Here is a 26,884-nt window from a genome sequence, read left to right on the forward strand (position 1 = left end):
TCTTGGCTCAATCAAGCCGAACATCGGGCATCCGCTATGTGCTGAAGGGATCGCCAGCTTCATTAAGGTTGTGCTGATGCTGAAAGAGCGCCGCTTTGTCCCATTTTTATCAGGTGAAAAAGAGATGGCGCATTTCGATCAACAGAAAGCGAACATCACGTTCAGCCGAGCCCTGGAAAAATGGACAGATTCGCAGCCTACTGCGGCTATTAACTGCTTTGCCGATGGGGGGACGAATGCCCATGTCATCGTAGAGGTGTGGGAAAAAGATGAAAAACACGCCATCAAGCGCAGTCCAAAATCGCCTCCTCAATTAAAGAAACGAATGCTTTCGCCAGGCGAGACAAAGCTGGAAGCGGAGACTTCGAAAATGACTGCGGCAAACATATGGGATACTTATGAGGTGGAGGTCTAACGTGAAAAAGATAACGAAACAACTCACATTATCGTTAAAAAATCCGTTTATTTATCACCATGTGGTTTACGGACAAAATGTCCTGCCGGGATTGGCTTATATCGATATAATCTACCAGATATTCAGAGAACACGGCTTCTCCTGCTCAGAGCTTCAGCTGCGGAATTTATCCATCTATCAGCCATTGACGGCGGAACAGGATGCAGTAATTGTTCTGAATATCCAATGCGCGGAGAAAAAAGAAGGACAGTGGCAAATCACAGCCAAGGGAACTGAAAAACGTGATGGGAAAGAAGCTTCAGAAGAAAAGCTCTATATGAAGGCTGATATGTACGCAGACTCCCCAGCCATATTTGAAGAAACACTGGATCTCAGTCAAATCAAAGCATCTGCACAGAACGTTGTTCAGCTTGATGATGTATATGAACAATGCAGACGTCAGGAATTGGTGCACAGCGAATATATGAAAGCAAAAGGCTGTATCTATGAAGAGGAAGACGGCGTCCTTCTTGCGCTTTCTCTTGGTTCGGAAGCCATGCTTCACGCAGAAGGCTTTATGTTTCACCCGACTCTCATAGACGGGAGCGGGGTGGGTGCCAATCATTTGCTCACATCTTTGCTTAAAGGAGAACAGAGGCTGTATTTGCCTCTGTTCTATGAATCCTTTTCCGCTTCTGCACTTTTGCAGTCGGATTGCATGACGAGAATTAAGCGCTCCTCCGTCCGGCGGGAAAAAGAGCTGATTTATGTAACACTTGAATTTTTTAATGCGTCGGGAGAAAAAGTGGCTGAGTTGAAGAACTTTACAAGCAAATTGGTGCGAGAAGCGGAGCTGATTAGCGGAAAACATCAAGGTGCACAGGAGACACAGATGACAAGAGCGGACACTGTTGAGCGTGATAAACCTGCTGACATGGTTTCTTCTCCCGTTGATTCCTACAGCGGGGCTGAACAGTTCGTAAGCCAATTAATTGCAGAGAAAATCAATAAGCCGGTAGAACAAGTTGAAAAACAGGTCGGTTATTACCAAATGGGACTGAATTCATCGGGCTTGCTTGAGGTGGTAGAAACGATCAGTGATAAGATCGGTGAGAGCCTTTCGCCGACTCTTCTGTTTGAGCATACCACCATAGCGGAGCTGTCAGCGTTTCTTGCCGAGGAATATGCTGAGCATTTTAGTGCCGCTGGCTCCCTTAGCCAGAATGAAAGAGCACGCGTTTCCAACACAATAAACGACCATAAGACTGTTGAAGCTTCTCGTCCTGCACCTATTGAGGCAGCAGGCGATATTGCGATTATCGGCTTGGCGGGCAGGTATCCGAAGGCAGCCAATATTCATGAATTTTGGAACAATCTGAAAGAGGGGAAGGACTGCGTTAGCGAGATTCCTGAGTCGCGCTGGGATTGGCAGCAACTTGAAGGAATCACATCTCCTTCGGGTAAGGACATTTCCAAATGGGGAGGATTTATTGATGATCCCGACTGCTTTGATCCCCAATTTTTCAGAATCACGCCAAGAGAAGCTGAGACAATGGACCCTCAAGAGCGGCTGTTTTTAGAAACATGCTGGGAAACGATTGAGGATGCGGGCTATACGCCAAAGACGTTGGCCAAGCCTAAAGGACGAAATAAAAGGCAGCATGTAGGAGTTTTTGCAGGCGTCATGCACAAGGATTATACATTAGTCGGAGCTGAAGAAGCATCAGCAGAAAATGTGTTTCCTCTTTCGCTCAACTATGCGCAAATCGCCAACCGTGTTTCTTACTTTTGTAATTTCCACGGTCCGAGTATGGCTGTCGATACGGTATGTTCATCCTCTTTGACCGCAGTGCACTTGGCGTTGGAAAGCATACGTCACGGTGAGTGCGATGTTGCGTTAGCAGGCGGAGTGAACCTGTCTTTGCACCCGAATAAATATATGACATACGGGGTCTGGGATATGTTTTCCACTGACGGGCACTGCCGTACGTTTGGAAAGGATGGGGACGGTTATGTGCCTGCCGAGGGTATAGGCGCGGTTTTATTAAAGCCTTTGCGCCAGGCGGAGAAAGACGGAGATCGCATTTATGCAGTTATTAAAGGAAGTGCTGTGAATCATGTGGGCACTGTAAGCGGCATTTCAGTGCCGAGCCCTGTTTCTCAAGCTGATCTGATTGAGACATGCTTGGAGAAAACGGGAATCGACCCGCGGACGATCAGTTATGTGGAAGCCCATGGAACCGGCACGTCCTTAGGAGATCCGATCGAAATACAGGGATTAGTGAAAGCGTTCCGCCAATATACGCAGGATCGGCAGTTCTGTTCAATCGGTTCTGTAAAGTCAAACATTGGGCACGCCGAATCCGCCGCGGGGATCAGCGGTTTAAGCAAGGTTGCCCTTCAGCTTCACCATCAAAAACTTGTGCCTTCTTTGCATTCGGAAGAACTGAATCCGTACGTTGATTTTGAAAAGTCTCCATTTTATGTACAGCATGAAACAGAAACGTGGAAGCAGCCTGTTATCAAGGAGAATGGGGAAGACGTCCCTTATCCGCGGCGGGCGGGTATCAGTTCCTTCGGAGCAACTGGTTCAAACGCACATATTATCCTTGAGGAATATATTCCTCAAACAGCGGAGCAGGACGTTTCTTTGTCCTCAGATTCTGACATATCCGCAGTTATTCCGCTTTCTGCCCGTAATCAAGAACGTCTCCGTGTATATGCAAAACGTCTCTTGGATTTTCTTCATGATGGGATTCAGATTAGAGATTTGGCGTATACATTGCAGGTAGGCCGTGAACCGATGGAAGAACGGGTTTCTTTCTTAGCATCCGGAATTCAAGAATTGAGCGACCAATTGAAGGCTTTTATAGAAGGACGAAAAGCCATTCAGCATTGCTGGAAGGGCCGCGTGTCAAGAGGAAGCGAACCATCGCGTCCCGCCGAATCGGTACATAAATTGCTGGAGCAAAGAAAACTCGACCAAATTGCGGAGCAGTGGGCGAACGGATCTGGTGTTGACTGGAAGCTGCTTTACGACGGAAACAAACCAAAGCGGATCAGCCTGCCAACTTACCCATTTGAGAGGGTGCGTTATTGGGTGCCGAAAGCGGAGAAAAAGACTGATCGTTCAAAACAGGAGCGGCACATCCTGCATCCTCTTCTGCATCAAAATGTGTCTGATATATCGGGTGTCCGCTTCCGTTCAGCGTTTACAGGACGTGAATTTTTCTTGAAGGATCATGTCATAAAGGGCGAACACGTTTTACCTGGCGCAGCTTTATTGGAGATGGTTCGGGCAGCTGTGGAAAGGGCAGCTGCGGATCAGTTCCAGACAGGATTCCGGCTCCGGAATATCGTCTGGGTCCGGCCGTTCGCCGTCACAGAACAGCAGAAAGATATAGATGTACGTCTATATCCTGAGGAGAATGATGAGATTACATTTGAAATCTGCCGGGACCCTGAAAGCGCAGAGGAGTCGCCGATTGTATATGGACAAGGGAGTGCAGTGCTTTGTGAGGCTGGTGAAAATCCGGTCATCAACATTGAAGAACTGAAGGCAAGCTATAATGGCCGGACGCTGTCACCTTTTGATTGCTACGAGGCTTATACAGAAATGGGTATTCATTATGGTGACAGCCACAGAGCGATCGACAGCCTATATGCAGGCGAAAACGGAGTTCTAGTGAAATTGACGATGCCTCCTGTAATCTCTGATACAGAAGACCAATATATTCTGCATCCGAGCATGATAGATTCGGCATTTCAAGCATCTATCGGTTTGAGGCTGGGAGGAGCTACGAGTTTAGAAGACAGAAAGGCAATGCTGCCTTTTGCCATACAGGATGTCCAAATCTTCAAAGGCTGCGAGGCATCTATGTGGGCGCGGATCACATATAGCGAGGGCAGTACAGCTGGGGATCGTATGCAGAAGCTTGATATCGATTTATGCAATGAAGAGGGGCAGGTTTGCGTGCGATTGACGGGCTATTCTGCAAGAGTGTTAGAAACAGATCAAGAAGGTCCTTCTGAAGCGACTGACACGCTATTGTTCGAACATATTTGGGAAGAACGTGCTGCAGAGAGGCAAGAGCTCATAGAGTACGACACGCATAAAGTCGTTGTCTGTGATGTTGGAGAACAAATGGAAAGCCTCCAAAATCATCTTGACTGTACAGTTCTGCAGCATGATACAGAGACAATTGATGAACGGTTTGAAGGTTATGCCATACAGTTATTTGAAGAAATCAAACAGCTAATGCACTCAAAAACAGGGGGACATACATTCATTCAAGTGGCGGTGCCTGCGTTGGACGAGCCTCAGCTATTAAGCGGCTTAACTGGATTGCTCAAAACGGCTGAACTGGAAAATCCAAAACTGACAGGACAGTTGATCGAAATAGAGACCGGGATGTCAGCTGGTGACCTATTCGAAATATTGGAGGAAAACAGACGCTATCCGCGTGACACGCATATCCGCCACTGGCAAGGGAAGCGATTTGTAAGCAAGTGGAAAGAAGTGTCTGGTGAGCACCTAAGTGCTGACATGCCATGGAAGGATAAAGGCGTGTATCTGATCACAGGCGGTGCAGGCGGCCTTGGATTCATCTTTGCAACTGAAATTGCAAACCAAACGAATGATGCGGTTGTGATCCTGACAGGACGCTCTCCGCTTGATGAAAGGAAGAAGAAGAAGCTTAAAGCCTTACAGAAACTTGGCATCCAAGCGATTTACAGACAAGCTGATCTGGCTGACAAACAAACGGTTGATGCCTTATTAAAAGAAACCCAAAACGTTTACGGAGACTTAGATGGCATCATTCACAGCGCCGGTTTAATAAAAGATAATTTCATTATGAAGAAAAAGAAAGAAGAGGTTCAAACCGTTCTTGCTCCAAAGGTAGCAGGACTGATTCACCTTGACGAAGCAACGAAAGATATTCCGCTCGATTTCTTTATCCTTTTTTCCTCAGGTGCCGGAGCAGTAGGAAGCGCGGGACAGGCTGATTACGCAATGGCCAATGCATTTATGAATGCATTCAGCGAATATCGAAATGGGCAAGCAGAGCTGCACAAGCGTTACGGAAAAACTCTTTCAGTGTGCTGGCCGCTGTGGAAAGACGGGGGCATGCAAATTGATGCGGAAACTGCAAGGATGCTGAAAAGAGAAACAGGCATGGTGGCCATGGAAACAGATCGTGGGATTCAGGCGCTATATCATGGCTGGACGTCAGGGAACCCGCAAGTGTTAGTTGCTTCCGGTGTTACTGATCGGATTCGTGCATTTTTACATGAAACGGGACATGGCAAAGGCCAATCTCACAATATCAAAAAAAGCAGTCTCAATCAGGAGGCAGAAAAAGCAGACATGATCGGGGAAATTGATGAAGAGATACTAAGAGAAAAAGCGGAGAACTATTTTAAACAGGTGCTTTCTTCGGTGATTAAGCTGCCAGCCGGCCAGATTGATGCTGAAGCTCCTCTCGAGGATTACGGGATCGATTCTATCATGATCATGCATGTAACGGGTCAATTAGAAAAAGTATTCGGTTCTTTGTCCAAGACGTTGTTCTTTGAATATCAGGATATTCGCTCATTAACACGGTATTTTATTGATTCCCGCAGAGAAAAACTGCTGGACATCTTGGGAATTGAAAAAGACAAACCTTCTGCTGCGGAAAATACAAAAACTGATTCAGAGCCTGAAAAGAGAGAAATCTCTGTTGCCCCAAGAAAGTCTGGATTCTTTCCTTTGCAAGAAAAAGGGCAACAACAGTTAAGAGAAAAGGGAACAGAGGAAATTGCGATCATCGGTATCTCAGGGCGCTATCCACAGGCAGACAACATTAATGAATTGTGGGAGAACCTGAGAGACGGTCGAGACTGTATTACTGAAATTCCTGCAGACCGCTGGGATCACAGTCTTTATTATGACGAAGATAAAGACAAGCCTGGTAAAACCTACAGCAAGTGGGGCGGCTTCATGAAGGATGTAGACAAGTTTGACCCGCAGTTTTTCCATATTTCGCCGCGTGAGGCAAAATTAATGGACCCGCAAGAGCGTTTATTTTTGCAGTGCGTGTATGAAACGATGGAAGACGCAGGCTATACAAGGGAGCATCTCGGCCGTAAGCGTGATTCGGAGCTTGGCGGAAGCGTCGGTGTTTACGTCGGTGTCATGTACGAAGAATATCAGCTGTACGGGGCACAAGAGCAGGTGCGGGGAAGGTCTCTGGCTTTAACGGGAAATCCATCATCCATCGCGAACCGGGTATCTTATTATTTTGATTTTCACGGACCGAGTATTGCATTAGACACCATGTGTTCTTCTTCTTTAACGGCTATCCACTTGGCCTGCCAAAGCCTGCAGCGCGGAGAGTGTGAGGCGGCATTCGCGGGCGGCGTGAATGTGTCAATCCATCCAAATAAATATTTGATGCTCGGGCAGAACAAATTTATGTCCAGCAAAGGCCGGTGTGAAAGCTTCGGACAGGGCGGAGACGGCTATGTGCCAGGGGAAGGCGTTGGAGCAGTGCTTCTGAAGCCATTGTCTAAAGCAGTTGAAGATGGTGATCACATTTATGGAATCATTAAGGGGACTGCCATTAACCACGGGGGAAAAACAAACGGATACTCAGTGCCCAATCCGCATGCCCAAGCAGATGTCATCAAAAAGGCGTTTGTGGAAGCGAAGGTTGATCCGCGGACAGTCAGTTACATCGAAGCCCACGGCACGGGAACCTCTCTCGGTGATCCTATTGAAATCACAGGGCTGTCCAAAGTGTTTACGCAAGAAACCGATGACAAACAATTTTGTGCAATAGGGTCAGCCAAATCAAATATCGGGCACTGTGAGAGTGCGGCAGGTATCGCAGGAGTAACGAAGGTATTGCTCCAAATGAAATACAGGCAGCTTGCGCCTTCCCTGCATTCAAACGTGCTGAACCCGAATATTGATTTCCTTAACTCGCCGTTTAAAGTACAGCAAGAGCTAGAAGAGTGGAAGAGGCCGATCATCAGTGTCAATGGCAAAGACATCGAATTACCGAGAATCGCAGGAGTCTCTTCATTTGGTGCCGGAGGTGTGAACGCCCATATTTTAATAGAAGAGTATGCTCCGGAACCTGTGGAGGAACGTTTACCAGCGAGGAAACAGCCGGCTGTCATTGTGCTCTCAGCAAAAAATGAGGAAAGGCTTCAGAAACGCGCGGAGCGATTGCTGCATGCCATTCGTGAACAAAAATATGCTGAAGCAGATTTACACCGAATTGCCTATACGCTGCAAGTCGGACGGGAAGCGATGAACGAACGGCTGGCGTTCGTTGCGGAAACGATGCAGGAGCTTGAAGAAAAGCTGAATGAATGTATCTCCGGAACAGAAAATCGTGAATATGTCTATCGCGGACAAGTAAAGAGCAACAAAGAGGCCATTGCTGCTTTTGCTGCTGATGAGGATATGTCAAAAACAATTGAGGCATGGCTGCAAAAAGGCAAATATGCGAAGGTTTTAGACCTGTGGGTAAGAGGTTTGCGAATCGACTGGAGCACGCTATATCAGGATCAAAAACCGCGGCGCATCAGTTTACCTGCCTATCCTTTCTCAAGAGATCGCTATTGGATAGACGTACATGCAAAGGCTGAGGAAAAAAGAACGGAGGAGCCATTCGCTCCAGTACAGCCCGTCCTTCCAAAGCCGTCTGTAGCCAGAGAAGCCAGCGGCAAGCCTGCCAATATTACGTTACAGCCTTTAATGACCAATCAGGATCGTTTAGAGCGTGTTCCATCAGATACAGAAACAGAGACGATCACGGCGGAAGCCTTGTGCGATGAACTGACAGCGGGCTTAGCGGAAGTGCTGTACATGGACCAAAACGAGATTGATCCAGACGAAGCATTCATAGATATCGGTATGGACTCGATTACCGGGCTCGAATGGATAAAAGCAATAAATAAACAGTATGGCACATCACTAAATGTCACAAAGGTATATGATTATCCGACAACACGTGATTTCGCTGTTTACTTAGCACACGAGTTAAGCACACAGGCTGGGGAGAAAAAACAAACGGAGACGTACACGCCGATCAGACAAAAAACAGCGGTACCTGCTGCTAAACCGGCTAATATATCTCTGCAGCCGTTAGAACATCATCAGCCAGTGCAAGAGGAAGCTGAAGAAACGATTCAATATGCAGCGGCAGAAATATCTGCATCAAGACAATATACTGTAGCAATTGAAACGCTGCATGAAAACTTGAGGGAAAGCATAGCAGACGTGTTATACATGGAGCCATACGAGGTGGATATTGACGAAGCGTTCATAGATATCGGAATGGACTCGATTACCGGACTCGAATGGATAAAAGCGGTGAACAAGCAATACGGAACGTCTTTTACGGTAACCAGAGTATATGATTATCCAACGATACGTGATTTTGCCGAAATGCTAAAGTCCGAGCTTGGAACTCATCATGATAGAAAGATAGAGCATACTGTTCCTATCGAAGCAGTCCAGCAAAAGCCAGCAGCACCATCTAATCCAAAGCCGGCAGAACGGCCCCTACAGCCTGTTCAACATCCAATAAAGAAAGAACATGAGAAGAAAACGGTTCCTGTTCATCAAGACCGCTCGGAGGATGCGATAGCGATTGTCGGGATGTCGGGAAGATACCCGGGCGCTCGTAATGTAAGAGAGTACTGGGATAACCTGGTTCATGCGAGAAATGCCATTCGGGACATTCCAACATCACGGTGGGATGTTGACAAATACTATGATCCTGTCCTCAACAAAAAAGGGAAAGTCTACTGCAAATCAATGGGGATGCTTGATGATATTGAACATTTTGATCCGTTGTTTTTTAATATTCCGCCGTCAGAAGCTGAACTGATGGACCCGCAGCATCGAATCTTTTTGCAGGAAGGCTATAAAGCCTTTGAGGACGCTGGGTACAACGCCCGAACTTTAAATGAGAAAAAATGCGGTGTATATCTCGGCATTATGAGCAATGAATACGGGGTCATGCTGAACCGGCAGGCAAGAGCAAATGCCACCGGGAACAGCTTTGCGATCGCTGCGGCGCGTATTCCGTATTTTCTTAATTTAAAAGGGCCTGCGATTCCTATTGACACCGCTTGTTCATCTTCATTGGTCGGCACACATTTAGCGCGGCAGGCACTTATAAACAAAGAAATTGATATGGCGCTGGTCGGCGGGGTCAGCTTATACCTGACGCCGGAATCTTACATCAGTATGTGTGAGGCCGGCATGCTTTCACCTGATGGACAATGTAAAGCATTTGACAATGGAGCGAATGGTTTTGTGCCCGGCGAGGGTGCGGGTGCGCTGGTATTGAAAAGGCTGAAAGATGCAGAAGCGGACCGTGACCATATTTATGGCATCATCATTGGCTCGGGTATTAATCAGGACGGGAAAACAAACGGAATCACGGCACCGAGTGCGAAAAGCCAAATGGACCTGGAAAGAGACATATATGAAACATACGGCATACATCCTGAGAGTATCAGTTATGTCGAGATGCATGGCACAGGAACAAAACAAGGCGATCCAATTGAATTAGAAGCTCTGTCCACCGTATTTCAAGAAAAAACAGACAAAAAGCAGTTTTGCGCAATCGGTTCCGTCAAAAGCAATATTGGCCATACATCCGCGGCGGCAGGAGTAGCCGGGGTTCAAAAAGTGTTATTGTGCATGAATCATAAAACACTTGTGCCGACATTGAACTTCACGACACCGAATGAGCATTTTGAATTTGAGCATTCTCCTTTATACGTAAATACGGAGCTTAAGCCTTGGGAAACGACTGATGGAAAACCGCGGAGAGCATGTGTGAGCTCTTTCGGATATAGCGGAACGAATGCCCATATTGTGATAGAGGAATATCAGCCTGACAAGAGGAACGATCGATTAACAAAGCAGCACCGCTCAGCATTATTTGCACTCTCAGCGAAAAAAGAGAAGCAATTGAAGGCCTATGCGGAAGCAATGAAAGATTTCGTAACTTCCAATGAAGATATCGATCTGGAGGATATGGCATACACACTTCAGACGGGCCGGGAAGCAATGGATTATCGGCTTGCGTTTTTGGCGGATTCGAGAGAAATGCTGATCAAAACTTTAGATGATTATTTGGCTGAGAAGCCGAACAGCAGCATATTTGCTGCTCACGTGAAAACGAAGAAGAGCGAAATCAAGCTGTTTGAAACGGATCATGATGCCAAAGCATTGCTGCAAACATGGATAGAGAAAAAAAGGCTGGAGAAAGTAGCAGAGCTATGGGTGAAAGGGCTGCAGATAGATTGGAACAAGCTTCATGGGGAATACACGCCTCGCCGAATCAGCCTGCCTGCTTATCCGTTCGCGGAAGAGTATTACTGGCTGCCAACTCAAGAAGGTGAACCCGAAACCATTGCTACAGCACTCCCTCTTTCCGAACTGATGCCAAAGCGCTGCTTTCTGCGTAAACAGTGGCAGCCTTGTCCGATTGAACCGGCAGAAATGACGAATCAAACCGTCGCCATTTTGGCAAATGAGGAGACAATGGCATTAGCGGAAGAGCTTTCGACGTATTTCTCGACATACCGTATATTTGACAGCCAAGAGCTGGAGCGGGTATCTGCTGCTGACTATGAACACGTTGCTGGAGCAATCGATCTGATCGGGTGCGGAACGAGCCATGAGCATTCTATGGGCTGGATAAACTGGCTCCAAAAGCTGATCGAGCAAGGACGTACAAGCAAGCATCATTTGACGGTCTTGGGTGTAACAAAGGGGCTGGAGGCCTACGCAAATGAGGGTGTTCTTTTGTCTGGTGCTTCACGGGCCGGTTTATACCGCATGCTTCAAAGTGAGTACAGCCATCTTACTTCAAGACATGCAGATATGGAATGCGAAGCCTCTTTTGAGGAGCTGGCCAGACTGATTGCAGTTGAATATTATGCCAAGAGCACAGAATCAGAAGTCTGTTATCGAAACGGACAGCGATATCGCGCATATTTGACAGAGCAGCCAGCAGAAGCCGCTCTTAGTCATAAGCAAGTATCGTTTTCAACAGACAAAGTCCTGCTTATTACAGGCGGGACAAGAGGTCTCGGCTTGCTGTGTGCGCGGCATTTTGTGAAAACATACGGCGTTAAGCGGCTGGTCCTTATCGGCCGTGAAGAGCTTCCGCCGCGTGACCAGTGGAATTCGGTAAAAATGGCCTCGCTTGCCGAGAAAATAAAAGCTGTTCAAGAGCTAGAAGACATGGGTGCGCAAGTTCAGGTGCTGTCTCTGGATCTCACAGACAGGGTTGCTGTCGAACAGAGCCTGAAGACCATACACGAAACAATGGGGGCGATTGGCGGAGTCATCCATTGTGCCGGGATGGTGAACAAACAAAACCCGGCTTTTATCAGAAAATCACTAGAAGAGATCGAACAGGTGCTTGAACCGAAAGTCGAAGGTCTGCAAACGTTGTTTGACCTGCTTCAAGATGAACCATTGGCGTTTTTCACCTTGTTTTCATCAGTATCAGCGGCCATCCCTGCACTAGCAGCAGGACAAGCTGATTACGCGATGGCAAATGCTTTTATGGATTATTTTGCGGAGGCTCATCAAGATAAATGTCCCATTGTAAGCATTCAGTGGCCTAACTGGAAGGAGACCGGTTTAGGCGAGGTTCGAAGCAAAGCTTTAGAACAAACTGGATTGATCAGTTTGACAAACGACGAGGGATTACAGCTGCTTGACCAGATTCTATCAGACAGACAGTATGCTGTCGTGCTGCCGGCAGTACCAGATACAAACGTTTGGAAGCCGGATAAGCTGATGCAGCCGTCATTGCCTGTCGAAGCTCTCTCGCATCCTGAGACGAAAGAGCAAACCAGCACTCGCAACCTGTTCCCTGAAACAGTCGACTGGCTCGTAACTCTTTTTTCAGATGAACTGAAAATAGCTGCAGAAGACTTTGAAACGGATGAACCTTTCCAAGAATACGGAATCGACTCGATTATATTGGCCCAGCTGGTACAGCAGATGAACCAACAATTAAATGGAGATATTGATCCGTCAATTTTGTTTGAATACCCGACAATAGAATCCTTTGCACACTGGCTCATTTCGAAATATGACATATCAGCTGTTTTACAGCCATCTGTTCCTGAGAAACAGACACCTCTCAAGCCGCAATCAGCAATGAAACAGAAGCTGGTGCCAGAACAGCGGCCGCAACAGATAAGCCATGAAAAAACGGCACTTCTTGCTGAGGACATCGCTATCATCGGTCTTAGTTGCAGGTTCCCAGGAGCAGAAACCCTAGAGGAATACTGGGAACTAATACGTGATGGACGGTCTGCGATTGCGCCTGTTCCGCCTGAACGATTCGGGAACTCCAGCTCAAATTACGCGGGCCTCATTGATGAAATGAACCGATTTGATCATGATTTCTTCATGATGTCCGAAAACGATGTCAGAGCGATGGACCCTCAAGCTTTGGCTGTATTGGAGGAAAGCTTGAAGCTGTGGTATCACGCCGGTTATACAGAGAAAGAAGTGAAAGGCATGAGGGCTGGTGTTTATATAGGAGGCCGCAGCCAGCACAAGCCTGATCCGGCCAGTCTTTCAAAAGCAAGAAATCCGATAGTCGCTGGCGGACAAAACTATTTAGCAGCTAACATCTCACAATTTTTTGACTTGAAGGGACCGAGTATTGTCCTGGATACCGCTTGTTCCTCTGCGCTGGTGGGGCTGAATATGGCCATTCAGGCTCTGCGAAGCAGAGATATTGAGGCAGCGGTTGTAGGCGGCGTCAGTTTGCTTGATGCTGATGCGCATCGAATGTTTTATGAGCGCGGACTTTTATGTGACAAACCGTCATTCCATATTTTTGATAAGCGGGCAGACGGTGTCATTTTAGGAGAAGGCGTGGGCATGGTTCTCGTCAAAACCGTCAGCCAAGCGCTTGAAGACGGAGATTCCATATATGCAGTCATTAAAGCCGCTGCGATTAATAATGACGGAAGAACGGCTGGTCCATCATCTCCAAATCTCGAGGCACAAAAGGACGTCATGCTGTCAGCGCTTGAAAAAAGCGGCAAAAAGACTGAAGAGATCAGCTATCTCGAAGCGAACGGCTCGGGATCGGCAGTAACAGATTTACTTGAATTAAAGGCAATCCAATCCATTTACCGTTCTGAATCAAAGGCTCCGTTAGGGCTGGGATCGGTGAAACCTAACATCGGCCATCCATTATGTGCAGAGGGGATTGCGAGCCTGATTAAAGTAGCTTTAATGCTGAAGCATAGACAATTGGTTCCATTCCTGTCAGGTAATGAAAATATGCCGTATTTTGATATAGAAAAAACAGATTTGTATTTCAGCAGATCGCAAGCCGAGTGGAAGGAGACAACGCCGGCTGCGGCAATTAATTGTTTTGCAGATGGCGGAACGAACGCCCATCTCATTATAGAAGCCTGGAATGAATCGGTTGCTCGTCCAATTAGAAGAAAACCTCTGCCTTTGCCGGAATTAAATAGGCAGCCCGTTTTAATCAAACCATCAGCTCAAAACGTGCAGGAAAAAGTGCATTCAGACACAGGGGCTTCTAAAGATATGTTTTGGAAAACTTTCAAATAAGAGAGGAGTGGGAAAATGATAACTGAACAACTGCACATTTCATTAAATAATCCAATCATGTCCAACCACAAGGTATATGGACAAGCGTTATTACCCGGCCTTGCTTATATAGATTTAATCTACCAAGTATTCCAGGAACATGGTTATGCATACCAAGAGCTTGAATTAAAAAACCTGACCATTTTTTACCCTTTGATCGCAGATGAGTCATATGACATTGCCCTGACCATTCACGTGTCTGAAAGAAAGGAAGGGACATGGTCCATCATCATCGACGGACAAAAACAGCATGGAGAATCACTATCTGACAAGAGACAATATGTGACTGCTGACATGCATCGTAAAGAGCAAACCGCTTTTGCCGAATCAATAGACCTTAATCAGTGGAAAAGTACAGCTGACAGGATTCTGAATTTAGATGAAATCTATGAACAATGCCGTTCTAAGGAGTTAGTCCATACCGGCATGATGAAGGCAAAAGGGCGGATTTATGAAACCAAAGAGGGTGCTTTAATTGATTTAGCAGTTGGACAGGAAGCCCTGCGCCATTCTGAAGCTTTTCTGTTTCATCCGACGCTTATTGACGGCAGCGGCATAGGTTCAAGCTGCCTGATCTCAGATCAAACGATGTACCTGCCATTGTATTATGAATCGTTTTCTGCTTCAGAACGATTGCAAAAAGGATGTACAGCACGGATCCTCTCCTCATCTGTGCGCCAAAAGAAAGAGCTCACTTATATGACGATTGAATATTTTAATTCATCAGGACAAAAAGTGGCCGAGCTGAAACAATTTGCAGGCAAGTCTGTACGGAATATGTCAGCCTTTCATTCTCCAAAAGAAATTCAAGAAAAAAGAGCTGCTGTCTCTCAGAACATCAGTCGGGACTATCCCGCATTTGAAATGTATTTGCGTCAGTTGCTTGCTAAGCAGCTTGAAAGGCCGGCAGAACAAATGGATATCCACGCTGGGTACTATGAGCTAGGCTTGGATTCTCCGTCATTGCTTACCGTGGTTCAGGAAATTGGAGATAAGGTTGGAGCGGATCTTGCTCCGACACTGCTGTTTGAATTTACAACAATTGCAGAACTAGCTGCTCATCTTGCTGATCACTATTCAATTGGAGAGGCGGACGATGCTGTCCGCCAATCTCCTTCACCAATTGATGGTGTTACCTCTTCACCAGAGATCGGGGAGGACATAGCCATTATCGGAATGGCTGGACGCTATCCTAAGGCGAAAAATATACAGGAATTTTGGGAACAGCTTAAAGCGGGTACCGACTGCATCACAGAGATTCCAAACTCACGCTGGGAATGGAAAGAAAACAATGGACTGGATTCACCTGCAGGCAAGCCACTCTCGAAATGGGGCGGGTTTATCGAGGAGGCTGATTGCTTTGATCCTCAATTTTTCAGAATCTCTCCGCGTGAAGCGGAAATCATGGACCCTCAGGAACGGTTATTTTTAGAGACATGCTGGGAAGCTATTGAAGATGCGGGTTATACACCAGAGACAATTGCTTCACCGCAGGGAGAAAATAAAAGACAGCATGTCGGTGTGTTTGCCGGCGTAATGCATAAGGACTATTCCCTTATAGGGGCTGAAGCTCTATCAGAACACAATCCATTTCCTTTATCGCTGAATTATGCGCAAATCGCCAACAGGGTCTCTTACTATTGTAATTTCCACGGCCCAAGCATGGCGGTGGACACGGTCTGCTCTTCCTCATTAACTGCGGTTCATCTGGCAATAGAGAGCATCCGGAATGGAGAATGCGAGGCCGCGCTTGCCGGAGGCGTCAATTTGTCATTGCATCCGGCTAAATATATCAGCTATGGCAGTGTAGGAATGCACTCAAGTGACGGCTATTGCCATACTTTCGGCAAAGGCGGAGATGGCTACGTATCTGGAGAAGGTGTCGGCACAGTATTGCTAAAACCGCTGCGAAAAGCTGAACAGGACGGTGACCGAATCTATGCTGTCATCAAAGGCAGTGCGATAAATCATGTAGGGAAAGTAAGCGGAATTACAGTACCGAGCCCCGTAGCTCAAGCTGATGTTATCGAAGCGTGTCTAGAAAAAACAGGAATTGATCCGCGCACCATCAGCTATGTTGAAGCCCATGGCACTGGCACCTCATTGGGAGATCCGATTGAAATACAGGGGTTAGTAAAAGCTTTCAGCCGCAATACGCAGGACAAGCAATTCTGTTCAATCGGTTCTGTTAAATCGAATATTGGCCATGCTGAAGCTGCAGCCGGCATTAGCGGCTTAACGAAGACTGTCCTGCAGTTGCATCATAAAACCTTGGTGCCCTCATTACATTCAGAAGAGCTGAATCCTTATTTGAAGCTCGATCAAACCCCATTTTTTGTCCAGCATGACACAAAGGAATGGGAGCAGCCATCTTTTACAGAAAACGGGGTGGACGTCACATATCCCCGCCGTGCCGGTTTAAGTTCGTTTGGCGCTTCAGGATCAAATGCGCATCTTATTTTGGAAGAATATATTCCGGCAGAGAGCCATTCAGAGACGATTTTAACGAAAAATGAAGAAATAGTTATACCTTTGTCTGCGAGAAACAAAGATCGTCTGCAGGCTTACGCTCTTAAACTTCTTGATTTTCTTAGCGAGGACGTCAATCTTTTGGCGTTAGCTTATACCATGCAGGCAGGACGGGTTGAAATGGAGGAGCGTGCGGCCTTCATTGTAAAAGACATAAAAGATTTAACGGCTAAACTTCGGGCGTTTGCCAATGGCGAAGAAGAGATCGAGGGCTGCTGGACCGGACGAGCCAAGGAGAATCAGGAGGCGGCTGGGCTAGCATCGGTAAATGCGCTGAATAACAATTTGATAACAGACAGTGAAATGATGGAAATGGCGAAAGCATGGGTTAAAGGAAAGCGGGTCACCTGGGACGACCTATACGGCGATCGCAAGCCGCTTAAGATCAGTGTTCCGACCTATCCGTTTGCAAGGGAGCGCTACTGGATCCCGGTTCCTGAAATGAAAACCAGCACTGTGAATCATATCTTACATCCGCTGGTGCACCGCAATACATCAGACTTTACTGAGCAGCGCTTTAGCTCTGTATTTACAGGCACGGAATTTTTCCTTTCTGATCATGTTGTACAGGGACAGAAGATTTTGCCGGGCGTTGCCTATTTAGAAATGGCAAGGGAAGCAGCGGAAAAAGCTGCAGGCGATCTGGACGGCGAACAAAGAGTGGTGTCGCTAAAAGACATTGTGTGGGTGCGTCCTATCACGATTGAAAGTGAACCAAAAGAAATACATATTGGCCTTTTTCCTGAGGATAACGGGGACATCTCCTTTGACATTTATAGCAGCTCTGAACATAAAGAAGAAGCCCTGACGATACACTGCCAAGGCCGCGCTGTCATTTCAGATGAAGCGGACACTTCTATTTTAAACCTTTCATCAATACAGACAGAATGCAGTTTGGACACAGTGACGTCAGAACAATGCTATGCAGCGTTTCGAAAGATTGGGCTTGACTATGGAGAGGGCTATCAAGGGATTGAAAAAGTCTATGTCGGCAAAGATCAATTGCTTGCAAAAATCTCGTTACCCGCTTTTCTAAAAAACGACAAGCAGCATTTTGCGCTCCACCCGAGTTTGATGGATTCCGCGTTCCATGCCACAGTCGGTTTTATCGTTAGCTCAGTCAATGCCACTGGACAAGCTCAGACGCTGTCTCTTCCATTTGCGTTGCAGGAGGTTGATATTTTCATCCCATGTCCAGAGAAGATATGGTCTTATATTCGATACAGTTCAGACAGTAAAGCGGAGGACAAAGTCAGAAAGTATGATATTGATTTATGTGATGAGAACGGACACGTTTGTGTGAGAATGAAGGGTGCCTCGATGCGGGCACTTGATGGAGAGCAGCATTCAATGCCGAAACTATTAACTGATTCTCAGCTGACCGGGCATACGATGATGATCCCTGTCTGGGAACCAGTCTCTCTAGAAGCGGAGGATAATGCTTCGTTTGCTGGTAAAAGAGCTGTTTTATGCGGAGCTGCTGAAGCTGATCGGACTTTCATAAAGCATCATTATCCGCAAATTTCCTTTGTCGATATCCGCCCTGCAGATGACATTGAGGCAATAGCGGACAAACTGCAAGCGTACGGAAGCATTGACCATTTCTTGTGGATTGCCCCGTCAGACCTGGAGAATAGTGATAAACAAGGAGAAGCTGTTCTTCACTTATTTAAGTTCGTGAAAGCTTGCCTGCAATTAGGCTATGGCGAGAAACAACTTGAATGGTCTCTTGTGACCGTCCAAGCGCAGCCGGTTACGCAACATGAAGCAGTACAACCCGCTCATGCAAGCATTCATGGGCTTGCCGGCACAATGGCAAAGGAATATCCACACTGGAAAATCCGTCTTCTCGATCTTGAAAAAGGCTGCACATGGCCGGTAAATCACATGTTTGCGCTCCCAGCTGACCGCCTTGGCCATGCTTGGGCCTATCGTAATCAGCAATGGCATCAGCAGCAATTGATCCCATATCGGCACTCACTGTCAGGCGACACGCTGTATAGGAAAGGCGGAGTCTATGTGGTCATCGGAGGAGCCGGGTATATCGGAGAGGCGTGGAGTGAGTACATGATCCGCCGCTACCAAGCGCAAATCGTTTGGATTGGGCGAAGTCAACTTAATGCTGCCATCCAGTCAAAAATAGACCGACTTTCGGCGCTTGGCCCTGAGCCTTTCTACATTGCAGCCGATGCAGCCGATAAGCATTCATTGCAGCAGGCTTATGATCAAGTGAAAAAACGCCATCCTCATATTCACGGGATTGTTCACTCTGCGATGGTTTTATTTGAGCAAAGCCTGGAAAAAATGAAGCCGGAAGAATTCACCGCTGGACTGGCGGCGAAGATCGATGTCAGTATTCGGATGGCCCAAGTGTTCCGCCAGGAGAATGTAGATTTTGTTTTATTCTTCTCTTCGCTTGTAGCCCATATCAAAAATGTGAAGCAAAGCCATTATGCCTCTGGCTGTACATTTGCAGATGCTTTTGCTCACCAGCTTTCTCAGAGCTGGGCATGCCCTGTAAAAGTCATGAACTGGGGATATTGGGGGAATAGTGAAGCGGCTGAGGATGAACATTATGTACAGCTCATGAATCAAATCGGCTTAGGTTTAATTGAGTCCGCGGAGGCTATGAAGGCGCTGGAAGCACTGCTTTCTGGGCCGGTCAGCCAAACAGCTTTCATTCATACGACAAAGCCTGTAGCAGTCGAAGGCGTGAATCAGAATGAATTCATCACTCTTTATCCAGAGCAACCTTCAGCAGATGCAGAGAGCCTGATGGAGCGTCTGCCGACTACGGGACGATTTCAAAGAGTGACACATGAAGAGCTTGATGATCTTCTTTACAGGCTGTTGTTAGGACAGCTGCAAACAGCCGGGCTGTTTGATGGTTATACATTATCGGTTGAACGTCTTCAACAATATAAGACTCGTGAATTTTATGGAAAATGGATTCGGCAAAGCAGCGAATTTCTCTTGCAGCATGGCTATCTTAAGAAAGTTGGAGATTCATTGGTGAGGAAGGACCAAGCAGAGGATATCGAGCTGCTTTGGCAAGAATGGAACGCGAAAAAAGAAAAGTGGCTTAAAGACAGCGAGACAAAGGCGATGGTTGTATTAGCAGAGGCCATGCTGCAAGCATTACCGGATATTTTGACAGGGAAAGTCCCTGCAACAGATATCATGTTCCCGCATTCCTCGATGGAACTGGTGGAAGGCATTTATAAGCATAACCAAGTGGCAGACTATTTTAATAAAGTGCTTGCCGATACATTATTAGCTTATCTGGATGAACGTCTGAAGCACGACCCTGAGGCATCGATTCGCATTATGGAAATAGGCGCAGGCACAGGCGGCACGAGTGCCGGAATCTTTGAAAAACTGAAACCATATCAAAAGCACATCAATGAATATTGCTATACAGATCTGTCTAAAGCATTTTTGCTGCATGCAGAAAAGGAATATGGGGCGGAAAATCCGTACCTGACATATCAGCTTTTTGATGTGGAAAAACCGATTGATCAGCAGGAATTTGAAGCGGGAGGCTATGATGTCGTCATTGCCGCTAATGTCCTTCACGCAACAAAAAATATCCGTCAAACACTGCGGCATACAAAAGCGGTAATGAAAAACAACGGAATGCTGCTGCTGAATGAAATGGCGGGAAACAGCCTGTTCCCTCACATCACCTTTGGTCTTTTGGAAGGCTGGTGGCTGTATGAAGATCCTGCAGTGCGGATTCCCGGCTGTCCAGGCTTACATCCTGACAGCTGGAAAGCGGCACTTGAAAGCGAAGGCTTTGAATCTGTCTTTTTCCCGGCCGAGGCGGCACATGATCTGAGTCACCAAATCGTCGCAGCCTCAAGCAACGGGCTGGTTCGACGTATGATGAAAAATGTGATCTTGCCGGAGAAGGTTGTTTCACAAGCGTCTAATCAGGAGCCAGCCTACATTCATACCATAGATTCAGAGGAAGCTGGACAATCGAAACATGCTCTCCTAAGAGAAAAAAGCACAGAATATATGAAAAAACTAATCGGGGAAACGTTGAAAATTCCTGCAGGAAAGATTGAGTCATCTGAACCTCTTGAAAAGTACGGTATTGATTCTATCGTTGTTGTCCAGCTGACGAATACATTGCGTAAAGAATTTGACCATGTAAGCAGCACTTTATTTTTCGAGTACCAGACCATTGACGCATTAGTGGAGCATTTCATCAAAACAAAAACAGAAGCTCTGATGAAATTAACAGGTCTTGACCGTCAAGTTCAACAACATACACCGGCCGAAAGCAGAACCCAATCTTCACAGAAACCTGATCAGGCCGCTAAAAGAACACGGCGCTTTCGCAAGCTTGGCTTCAGCGGGGAGAAAGAAACACCGACAAACACTCTTGCAAGCCGTGACGTTGCCGTTATCGGCATTTCTGGACGCTATCCTCAGGCGGAAACAGCAGAAGACTTTTGGAACAACCTAAAAGAAGGAAGAAATTGTATTGAGGAAATTCCGAAAGATCGCTGGGATTGGAAAGCTTATTACGATAAAGAAAAAGGAAAAGAAGGATCAATTTATACGAAATGGGGCGGATTTATCAAGGATATGGACAAGTTTGACCCATTATTCTTTCAGATTTCTCCGCTTGAGGCAGAAAGAATGGACCCTCAGGAGCGATTATTTCTGCAAACCGCTTATGCAAGTATTGAAGACGCGGGATACACGCCTGACTCGCTCTGTTCAAGCAGAAAAATCGGCGTCTTTGCCGGAGTCATGAACAAAAATTATCCGACTGGCTACGGCTATTGGTCTATCGCCAACAGAATATCCTATTTACTGAATTTCCAAGGCCCGAGTCTTGCAGTCGATACAGCCTGCTCATCCTCCCTGACAGCGATTCATTTAGCGCTGGAAAGCATCTATAGCGGATCGAGTGATTGTGCCATTGCCGGCGGTGTCAATTTAGTTGTCGACCCGGTTCACTATCAGAATTTATCTGTCATGAATATGCTCTCTGCTAGTGATACATGTAAATCATTCGGCGATGATGCAGATGGATTTGTCGACGGTGAAGGCGTAGGCGCCATTGTGTTAAAGCCGCTGCAGCAAGCAATAGCGGACGGTGACCATATTTACGGTGTGATAAAGGCAAGTGCCATTAATAGCGGAGGAAAAACAAATGGATACACGGTTCCAAATCCTCATGCACAGGCACAGGTGATTAAAGAAGCAATTGAGCGCGCCGACATTCCTGCCCGAACCATCAGTTATTTAGAGGCGCATGGAACAGGCACTGCATTAGGAGATCCGATTGAGATAGCGGGGTTAACAAAAGCATTCGAGAAAGATACGCAGGAGAAACAGTTTTGTGCGATCGGCTCCAGCAAATCAAATATCGGCCATTGTGAAAGTGCAGCCGGAATTGCAGGGCTGACAAAAATACTTTTTCAGTTTAAATATGGCCAAATTGCGCCATCATTGCATGCTCAGCGGTTGAATCCGAACATCGAGTTCAGCCATACGCCATTTGTCGTTCAGCAGCAACTTGGTGAATGGAAACGCCCGGTGATTGGCGGGCAAGAGGTGCCTAGGCGCGCTGGCTTGAGCAGTTTTGGCGCCGGAGGGTCCAATGCCCATATCATCCTGGAAGAATATATTCCAAGAACGGGGGCGCAAACGCCGAAAGACCATCCTCCAGCGCTGATTGTGCTGTCGGCCAAAAACATGGAACGTTTGCAAGAAAAAGCGGAACAGCTGCTTACAGCCATCAAACAAAAAAGGTACTGCGAAACAGACCTGATCAGGATCGCCTATACCTTGCAAACAGGCCGTGAAGCAATGGAGGAACGGCTGGCCTTTATAGCGGAATCACTAGAGGATCTTGAGAGAAAGCTGAACGATTTTATCGAAAACAAAGCAGACAGCCTGTATCTGGATCGCATCGATGATAACAAAAAAGCGTTAGCAGTCTTATCAGCGGATGAGGATACGGAAAAAATCATAGATGCATGGATGAGCAAAGGGAAATACACGAAACTGCTGGATCTTTGGGTGAAAGGCTTGTCTTTCGACTGGGGCATGCTGTACGGCACCCAAACGCCTGTCCGGATCAGTCTTCCGGCATATCCATTTGCAAAAGAACGTTACTGGGCACCAGGCGCGGCAAAGGCTCCGGCGTCTATAGAACAGGATCATGATCAGCAAACAGAAGAACCTTTCAAGGTTATGACTTTTCAAGAAGTGTGGAAAGAAGAGCCGGCGACTTTCACATCGAAACGTATCAAAACGCTCATCTGTTTTCTGACTGAAAGAGAAAAGCAAAACGCATTTGCTTCAGCCTTGAAAAACGTTGATCAAGACACCGAGGTCATTTTTATATCACAGGGCGAAGTGTACAGCAAACAGTCTGAATATAGCTACCAGATTGTGCGGCAAGAACCCGTTACTTTTGAAAAGGCCTTCCAGAGCATTAAAGAAGAACTTGGAGAGCCAGATGCAATCCTCTATATGTGGCCTATGGAAGACAAGAGCTGTATAAAGGACCATTCCTGTATTGTTTACCTATTACAAGGTATGTCCGCAGCAAAGCTTCATCCTTCACGGCTGCTGCTGGCAGGATGTTTTGAAGATGGTCTTGACCGAAGCTATCTGGAATCATGGATTGGCTTCGAACGTTCACTCGGGCTTGTCCTCCCGCACACAAAAGTGACTGGAATCTTTCAGCCGGCGGAACAAGGATCGATGGATGATTGGACACGTAAAATATGGGCAGAATTACAGGCTTCAGCTGAACAAACGGTTTTGTATCAGAATCTGAAACGATATGTAAATCACATTGAACAGACAACGATACAACCGGACGACAGCAAATTGAAGTCTGGCGGTACTTACCTGATTACAGGCGGTGTAGGAGGGCTTGGTTATTTATTTGCCAAGCATTTGGCCAAAAACTATGCCGCAAACCTGATTTTGACAGGGCGGTCGCCTTTTAATGATGAGAAGCAAAAGCAAATAAAAGAATTAAAGGATCTAGGCGGCGAAGCGATGTATGCAGAAGCAGATGTGTCTGATCCTATCGCAATGGGAGACTGCGTAAAAAGAGGGAAAGACCGATTCGGTGCCATCAACGGTGTCATTCATGCAGCCGGAATCGAAAGCGACTCTGCTATTTTTGACAAAAAGATCGAAAGCTTCCAGCGCATCATTGAACCGAAAATCAACGGCACGATAGCGCTTGATGAATGGCTTAAAAATGAAGACCTTGATTTTATGTGTTATTTTTCTTCTTCTTCTGCGGTTTTAGGGGATTTTGGATGTTGTGATTATGCGATTGGCAATAGGTTTCAGATGGCTTACGCACAATACAGAAATGAGCTGCATAACGGTAAAACGTTTGTCATCAACTGGCCTGTATGGAAGGATGGCGGAATGAAGATCGGTGATGAGGAAACAACGGATATGTACCTGAAATCAAGCGGCCAACGCTTCCTAGAAGCCGAGGAAGGCATCCGTATGTTTGAGCACATCCTAGCTCAGCAGGATGCTCAGCATCTCGTGATAGCCGGTCAGCCCAGCCGTGTCAGCCGATTTTTAGGAATGACTGAACCAGCTATTCCAGAACCGGCCACTCAAGCCCCTCTAGCACAAGAAAACAAGGATGAGGTAAAAACACTAAGCATTGAAAAGCGTTTAGAACACGACTTGAAAGAGCATATTCACACATTACTTAAGATTTCAAAGGACAAGCTGAATTTGAACAAAAATTGGGCCGACTTCGGATTTGATTCAATCTATTTGGCTAAATTCTCGAATGTGTTATCAAAGCATTTCAACATCGAAGTGACACCGGCTTTATTTTTCGGCTATTCGACTTTACAAGAATTGATCGGCTTTTTCTTAACCGATCATAAAGAGCTGATTGAAGCATTTTACCGGGATGATGCATCAGAGGCGCAAAAGCCCCCTGAAGCTTATGCAGCAATTCCTGTAGCTCCAGAACCGGAAACCAGTAAACAAAGCATTCGGCAGGTTCACGATGAGCCTATTGCCATTATCGGCATGAGCGGCAGGTTCCCTCAAGCTGATTCGGTCCATGAGCTGTGGGATAATCTGAAAAACGGTAAATCGTGTATCTCTGACATTCCGGGCGAACGCCGGGACTGGGGGAGAGCTAACAGAGATCCAGAAAAAGCAGTGCCAAGGTGGGGTGCATTTTTGAAGGACATAGACCGGTTTGATCCGCTGTTTTTTCAAATATCGCCTAAAGAAGCCAAAAGCATGGATCCGCGCCAGCGCATTTTTCTAGAGGAAGCATGGCACACGTTTGAAGACGCCGGCTATATGGGAGATCGGATAAAAGGAAAATCCTGCGGTGTTTATGTAGGTGTGGAAGAAGGGGAATATGCGCATCTAACCGGAGATACGGATTACATTAATGGAACACAAAACGCCACATTGTCTGCGAGAATCGCATACGCATTGGATTTAAAAGGGCCTAATATGGCTTTGACAGCAGCATGTTCATCTGGACTTGTGGCGATTCACCAGGCATGTTCAGCTCTGCGTCAGGGGGATTGTGAAATGGCTTTAGCCGGCGGCGTCAGCTTGAATATTTCTCACATGTCTTTTGAGGCGCTGACAAGGGCCGAAATGCTGTCTCCGAACGGACAATGCAAAGTGTTTGACCAGGATGCCAATGGTCTTGTGCCAGGTGAAGCGGTGGCTGCTGTTCTCTTGAAACCATTATCAAAGGCAATTGAAGATAAAGATCATATTTATGGCTGCATCAAAGCCAGCGGCGTGAATTACGATGGCAAAACCAACGGCATTACTGCTCCAAATCCTTTTAGCCAGGCAGAATTGATCGAAAACATTTATGAAAAAAATGAAATCAATCCGCTCGATATTCAATATGTGATGGCGCACAGTACCGGCTCGAATCTTGGTGATCCGCTTGAGGTCCAAGCGTTAACGAGCGTGTTCAGCAAATATACGAAGCAGAAGCAATTCTGTATGATCAGCTCAATTAAACCTTTAATCGGACACACATTTGCAGCGTCAGGAACGGTTGCTTTAATCAGTATGCTGATGGCTATGAAAAACCAGATCATTCCGGCCACTCATCACTGTGAATCGGAAAACCCGTATATTCCGTTTAAAGAAAGCCCATTTGTGCTTTGCAAAGAAAACCGTTCGTGGATCAGGAAAAATCAGAAGCCGAGGATGGGAACGATCAGCACGACTGGAATCAGCGGCACCAATGCACATGCAGTCATTGAAGAATACATTCCGGATGATCAGCCGTCCACACAGCGGCATCAAGGGTCACCGCAGGTCATCGTGCTTTCAGCCCAAAATGACGATCGGCTTCAGGATGCTGCCTGCCGCATGATTGCGTATCTGGAGCAGAATCATAACTTTTCTTTACCTGATGTGGCATATACGCTTCAGGTTGGGAGAAAAGCCATGGAAGCAAGGCTAGCGATCGTTGCAAACAATCAGGAGCAATTGGTGCGAAAATTGAAGGAATATGTGGAAGCAATGAAGAATGGTGGGATATCGGGCCAACAGAGATCCCTTTATACAGGATATACAGAAGGGATATTAGAAGAACAAGATGAAGCAGTTCTGCAGGCTCTCGCAAAAGAAAGAAATTTGGAAAACATCGCGGAATGCTGGGTGAAAGGATATCAGATTCCTTGGGAACTCCTTCATGATGGCGATCACGTTCGAATGGTTTCTTTACCTGGTTATCCATTTGCAAGGGAGCGGTATTGGGTTTCGTCAGGCACCCAGCAATCAGTGGCCGTTAAACAGCATTCACAAGATATGAAAACAGAGATTGACGAGCCGAATGGCAAAACCCATATTCAAAAGATCATTGTTCAATTTTTAGCACGAGAATTGGGCATATCTGAGGATCGAATCAATTTCAAAAGAAACTTTTTGGATTATGGGATGGATTCAATTCTTGGCCGAAAATTGATGCGGCATATCGAAAAAACCACGCAGCTGAAGATGGCCGGTCGGGAAATCCTTGAATGTCAGACAGTCCAAGCTCTATCTGACCATTTGGCCTTAAAAGCGGAAAAACAAAATCATAGCGCAGCAGCACATCAAATAAAGGACACGTATACAGACGAGCAAATCATCGGATTAATGCAAGAGGTGGCGCTAGGGAAATTGGATTTTAAGAGTGTGCAAAACATCATAGAAGGGAGTAAATCGTATGAATCATAAAGAAATTCTCGATGCCTTCAGATCAGGAGAATTAACCATTTCTGAGGTGGAAGAACATC

Annotated in this window: 3 protein-coding genes (1 of these 3 cut by a window edge); all 3 read left to right on the plus strand. The window is 46.5% G+C overall.

The features are described from left to right. Tightly spaced (at most 15 nt apart), the 3 genes in view from pksJ to pksM form a layout consistent with a single transcriptional unit that may run on beyond the window. On the plus strand, positions 1 to 415 hold the end of the coding sequence (gene pksJ / locus bslm_RS08950) for a polyketide synthase PksJ (protein ID WP_046381038.1). 14,717 nt of this gene lie to the left of the window's left edge; the window shows 415 of its 15,132 coding nt (coding positions 14,718–15,132); its start codon lies beyond the left edge, outside the window; the stop codon is at positions 413 to 415. Further along, positions 399 to 14,027: a polyketide synthase PksL gene (gene pksL / locus bslm_RS08955; RefSeq protein ID WP_082098078.1), complete on the plus strand. Its 13,629-nt coding sequence runs from the start codon at positions 399 to 401 to the stop codon at positions 14,025 to 14,027. The genes pksJ and pksL overlap by 17 nt, the downstream gene beginning before the upstream one ends. Positions 14,028 to 14,042: 15 nt before the next feature. Beyond that, on the plus strand, positions 14,043 to 26,825 hold the full coding sequence (gene pksM / locus bslm_RS08960) for a polyketide synthase PksM (protein WP_046381040.1): 12,783 nt from the start codon (positions 14,043 to 14,045) through the stop codon (positions 26,823 to 26,825). Positions 26,826 to 26,884: the final 59 nt, after the last annotated feature.

This window comes from Bacillus sp. LM 4-2 (assembly GCF_000978495.1).
In the GTDB taxonomy this organism is placed as follows: Bacteria; Bacillota; Bacilli; order Bacillales; family Bacillaceae; genus Bacillus; species Bacillus subtilis.

Bases quoted from the DNA above. Each gene is read 5' to 3' on its own strand.
- pksL (WP_082098078.1), top strand. From the start codon at position 399: ATGAGGTGGAGGTCTAACGTGAAAAAGATAACGAAACAACTCACATTA.
- pksM (WP_046381040.1), top strand. From the start codon at position 14,043: ATGATAACTGAACAACTGCACATTTCATTAAATAATCCAATCATGTCC.